The following is a 5628-nucleotide window of genomic DNA, read 5'->3' on the forward strand; positions in this document are numbered from 1 at the left end:
TAAAAGGAGTCCGGCGGTGTCCTACTCTCCCACAGGGTCCCCCCTGCAGTACCATCGGCGCTGAGAGGCTTAGCTTCTGGGTTCGGAATGTAACCAGGCGTTTCCCTCTCGCTATGGCCGCCGAAACACTATTGATGTTTCAAAAACCTAACGAACAAGATGTGTCTTGTTGTTGGGGTTCTCGACCGTACATCGAGAACCACTCAGTGGACGCGGAGCATCACTCATGTTGAATGATTATCAAGTCATCGGCTTATTAGTACCAGTCAGCTGCATGCGTTACCGCACTTCCACATCTGGCCTATCAACCCAGTAGTCTAGCTGGGAGCCTCTCACCCGAAGGTATGGAAATCTCATCTTGAGGCCGGCTTCCCGCTTAGATGCTTTCAGCGGTTATCCATCCCGAACGTAGCTAACCAGCGGTGCACTTGGCAGTACAACTGGCACACCAGAGGTTCGTCCAACCCGGTCCTCTCGTACTAGGGTCAGATCCTCTCAAATTTCCTACGCGCGCAGCGGATAGGGACCGAACTGTCTCACGACGTTCTAAACCCAGCTCGCGTACCGCTTTAATGGGCGAACAGCCCAACCCTTGGGACCTACTCCAGCCCCAGGATGCGACGAGCCGACATCGAGGTGCCAAACCATGCCGTCGATATGGACTCTTGGGCAAGATCAGCCTGTTATCCCCGAGGTACCTTTTATCCGTTGAGCGACAGCGCTTCCACAAGCCACTGCCGGATCACTAGTCCCGACTTTCGTCCCTGCTCGACTTGTCAGTCTCACAGTCAAGCTCCCTTGTGCACTTACACTCGACACCTGATTGCCAACCAGGTTGAGGGAACCTTTGGGCGCCTCCGTTACTTTTTGGGAGGCAACCGCCCCAGTTAAACTACCCACCAGGCACTGTCCCTGAACCGGATTACGGTTCGAAGTTAGATATCCAATATGACCAGAGTGGTATTTCAACAATGACTCCACCATAACTGGCGTCATGGCTTCACAGTCTCCCACCTATCCTACACAAGCCACACCGAACACCAATACCAAGCTGTAGTAAAGGTCACGGGGTCTTTCCGTCCTGCTGCGCGTAACGAGCATCTTTACTCGTAATGCAATTTCGCCGAGTTCGCGGTTGAGACAGTTGGGAAGTCGTTACGCCATTCGTGCAGGTCGGAACTTACCCGACAAGGAATTTCGCTACCTTAGGATGGTTATAGTTACCACCGCCGTTTACTGGGGCTTAAATTCTCAGCTTCGCCTTGCGGCTAACCGGTCCTCTTAACCTTCCAGCACCGGGCAGGCGTCAGTCCGTATACATCGTCTTGCGACTTGGCACGGACCTGTGTTTTTAGTAAACAGTCGCTACCCACTAGTCTCTGCGGCCACCAAACGCTTTTCGGAGCAAGTCCGTATACGTCGATGGCCCCCCTTCTCCCGAAGTTACGGGGGCATTTTGCCGAGTTCCTTAACCACGATTCTCTCGATCTCCTTAGTATTCTCTACCTGACCACCTGAGTCGGTTTGGGGTACGGGCAGCTAGAACCTCGCGTCGATGCTTTTCTCGGCAGCATAGGATCACCCACTTTTTATCCGCATCGTGTCTCAGCCGAACGAGAGACGGATTTGCCTATCTCTCAGCCTACGCACTTGCACCAGGACAACCATCGCCTGGCTTGGGCTACCTTCCTGCGTCACACCTGTTAATACGCTAACCGCACCAGAACGGGGTCACGCGCTAGCCTCCACGGCGAATCCCGAAGGATTCAGTGTGAAGATTCGGGCGCTTAGCACTACTGGATTAGTTTGGGCGGTTCTTCGCCGGTACGGGAATATCAACCCGTTGTCCATCGACTACGCCTGTCGGCCTCGCCTTAGGTCCCGACTTACCCAGGGAAGATTAGCTTGACCCTGGAACCCTTGGTCTTTCGGAGGACGTGTTTCTCACACGTCTTTCGCTACTCATGCCTGCATTCTCACTCGTGTAGCCTCCACGGCTGGTTCACACCGCCGCTTCGCTGGCCACACGACGCTCTCCTACCCATCAATACGGCTGGACCACGAAGGCCTACCAAAAATATTAATGCCACAACTTCGGTGGCGTGCTTGAGCCCCGTTACATTGTCGGCGCGGAATCACTTGACCAGTGAGCTATTACGCACTCTTTCAAGGGTGGCTGCTTCTAAGCCAACCTCCTGGTTGTCAAGGCAACTCCACATCCTTTCCCACTTAGCACGCGCTTTGGGACCTTAGTTGGTGGTCTGGGTTGTTTCCCTCTCGACTATGAAGCTTATCCCCCACAGTCTCACTGCTGCGCTCTCACTTACCGGCATTCGGAGTTTGGCTGACGTCAGTAACCTTGTAGGGCCCATCGGCCATCCAGTAGCTCTACCTCCGGCAAGAAACACGCAACGCTGCACCTAAATGCATTTCGGAGAGAACCAGCTATCACGAAGTTTGATTGGCCTTTCACCCCTATCCACAGCTCATCCCCTCAGTTTTCAACCTAAGTGGGTTCGGTCCTCCACGCGCTCTTACACGCGCTTCAACCTGGCCATGGATAGATCACTTCGCTTCGGGTCTAGGACACGCGACTGAATCGCCCTATTCAGACTCGCTTTCGCTACGGCTACCCCACTCGGGTTAACCTCGCCACGTATCGCTAACTCGCAGGCTCATTCTTCAAAAGGCACGCTGTCACAGCTACTAAGGCTGCTCCAACGGTTTGTAAGCAAACGGTTTCAGGTACTATTTCACTCCCCTCCCGGGGTACTTTTCACCTTTCCCTCACGGTACTTGTCCGCTATCGGTCATCTGGGAGTATTTAGGCTTATCAGGTGGTCCTGACAGATTCACACGGGATTTCTCGGGCCCCGTGCTACTTGGGATACTTCTCGCGTCAACACACGCATTTCGACTACGGGGTTGGCACCCTCTATGACTGGCCTTTCAAGACCATTCGTCTATACGCTGCTGTCACGCTGACTCTTCGGCAGAAAAATCTGAAAAGTCCCGCAACCCCCTGCATGCAACGCCTGCCGGCTATCACACATACAAGGTTTAGCCTGATCCGATTTCGCTCGCCACTACTAACGGAATCACGGTTGTTTTCTCTTCCTGTGGGTACTGAGATGTTTCACTTCCCCACGTTCCCTCTACCCGCCCTATATATTCAGGCGGGAGTCACTAGGTCGGCACGCCGCCCAGCGGGGTTTCCCCATTCGGAAATCCTCGGATCACAGTGTGCTTATCCACTACCCGAGGCTTATCGCAGATTGCTACGTCCTTCTTCGGCTCCAGATGCCAAGGCATCCACCGTTTGCTCTTAAAGACTTGAAATCACATGAGTATGTGTTAAGAAAATCAATCTCAAAAAAATTGAATTCTAATGATCTATAAGATCATCAATTACGAAACAAACCGAAGCTTGTTCCGCAAGATGCTCGCGTCCACTGTGTAGTTCTCAAAGTACGGGCGGTATCCAAACCGTTTCACCAGCAAAGCCGGCAACCCAGTAAGGATCCGAGGTACAGTCACAACCCAAAGGTCATGTCCGGTCCCTCAGGACCCAACAGCGTGCAGCCACCCATCCGCTCACCCAGAACTTTCCAACCGCAAGCGGCGTACTCATCCCAAGATCACGTCTTGGCAGCATGTCAAATGTTCCACCCATGAGCTCCCAGCGAAGAACGTGTGCCTTCGATCTGGGTTCTGGACTCCGAAGAGTCAGATGCTCCTTAGAAAGGAGGTGATCCAGCCGCACCTTCCGGTACGGCTACCTTGTTACGACTTAGTCCTAATTACCGATCCCACCTTCGACGNACTCCGAAGAGTCAGATGCTCCTTAGAAAGGAGGTGATCCAGCCGCACCTTCCGGTACGGCTACCTTGTTACGACTTAGTCCTAATTACCGATCCCACCTTCGACGGCTCCCTCCACAAGGGTTAGGCCACCGGCTTCAGGTGTTACCGACTTTCATGACTTGACGGGCGGTGTGTACAAGACCCGGGAACGTATTCACCGCAGCGTTGCTGATCTGCGATTACTAGCGACTCCGACTTCATGAGGTCGAGTTGCAGACCTCAATCCGAACTGGGACCGGCTTTTTGGGATTCGCTCCACCTTACGGTATCGCAGCCCATTGTACCGGCCATTGTAGCATGCGTGAAGCCCAAGACATAAGGGGCATGATGATTTGACGTCATCCCCACCTTCCTCCGAGTTGACCCCGGCAGTATCCCATGAGTTCCCACCATTACGTGCTGGCAACATAGAACGAGGGTTGCGCTCGTTGCGGGACTTAACCCAACATCTCACGACACGAGCTGACGACAACCATGCACCACCTGTTCACGAGTGTCCAAAGAGTCCCGTATTTCTACGGTGTTCTCGTGTATGTCAAGCCTTGGTAAGGTTCTTCGCGTTGCATCGAATTAATCCGCATGCTCCGCCGCTTGTGCGGGTCCCCGTCAATTCCTTTGAGTTTTAGCCTTGCGGCCGTACTCCCCAGGCGGGGAACTTAATGCGTTAGCTGCGTCACGGAATCCGTGGAATGGACCCCACAACTAGTTCCCAACGTTTACGGGGTGGACTACCAGGGTATCTAAGCCTGTTTGCTCCCCACCCTTTCGCTCCTCAGCGTCAGTTACGGCCCAGAGATCTGCCTTCGCCATCGGTGTTCCTCCTGATATCTGCGCATTCCACCGCTACACCAGGAATTCCAATCTCCCCTACCGCACTCTAGTCTGCCCGTACCCACTGCAGGCCGGAGGTTGAGCCTCCGGATTTCACAGCAGACGTGACAAACCGCCTACGAGCTCTTTACGCCCAATAATTCCGGATAACGCTTGCGCCCTACGTATTACCGCGGCTGCTGGCACGTAGTTAGCCGGCGCTTTTTCTGCAGGTACCGTCACTTTCGCTTCTTCCCTGCTAAAAGAGGTTTACAACCCGAAGGCCGTCATCCCTCACGCGGCGTTGCTGCATCAGGCTTTCGCCCATTGTGCAATATTCCCCACTGCTGCCTCCCGTAGGAGTCTGGGCCGTGTCTCAGTCCCAGTGTGGCCGGTCACCCTCTCAGGCCGGCTACCCGTCGACGCCTTGGTGAGCCATTACCTCACCAACAAGCTGATAGGCCGCGAGCTCATCCCAGACCGAAATTCTTTCCAAACAATGACCATGCGGTCCTGTTTCGTATCCAGTATTAGCAGCTGTTTCCAACTGTTATCCCAGAGTCCGGGGCAGATTGCTCACGTGTTACTCACCCGTTCGCCACTGATCCACAGAGCAAGCTCTGCTTCACCGTTCGACTTGCATGTGTTAAGCACGCCGCCAGCGTTCATCCTGAGCCAGGATCAAACTCTCCGTAAAAAACGATTGCATACACCCCAACCGGAATAGGCTGGAAATGCAGCGAGTTCAATCATGACCAAAGAGATAAATCATTGCTGACTATCCGTTGCCTAGCCGAAAAACGACTAGGTCTTTGATCCAAAGGAATTCTCACCCAGCCGAAGCTAGACGAGGATAATTTGGCATTTGACAAGTGCACGCTGTTGAGTTCTCAAGGATCGGATGCTCCCCCACCAAACCATCACTGGCCTGCCAAAGGGCAACTTCTCTATCTTA

3 rRNA genes are annotated in these 5628 nt (G+C 53.7%); all 3 read right to left on the minus strand.

The features are described from left to right. Positions 1-8: 8 nt before the first annotated feature. A 5S ribosomal RNA gene (gene rrf / locus ACQUSY_RS13260) occupies positions 9-125 on the minus strand. A 111-nt stretch (positions 126-236) separates the two neighbouring features. Then, positions 237-3339, minus strand: a 23S ribosomal RNA gene (locus ACQUSY_RS13265). Positions 3340-3848: 509 nt separating this feature from the next. Continuing rightward, a 16S ribosomal RNA gene (locus ACQUSY_RS13270) occupies positions 3849-5370 on the minus strand. The 16S, 23S and 5S rRNA genes sit together here, the layout of an rRNA operon. Between the last annotated feature and the right edge of the window lie 258 nt (positions 5371-5628).

The organism is Microbacterium daqui (assembly GCF_050408675.1).
Lineage (GTDB): Bacteria > Actinomycetota > Actinomycetes > Actinomycetales > Microbacteriaceae > Microbacterium.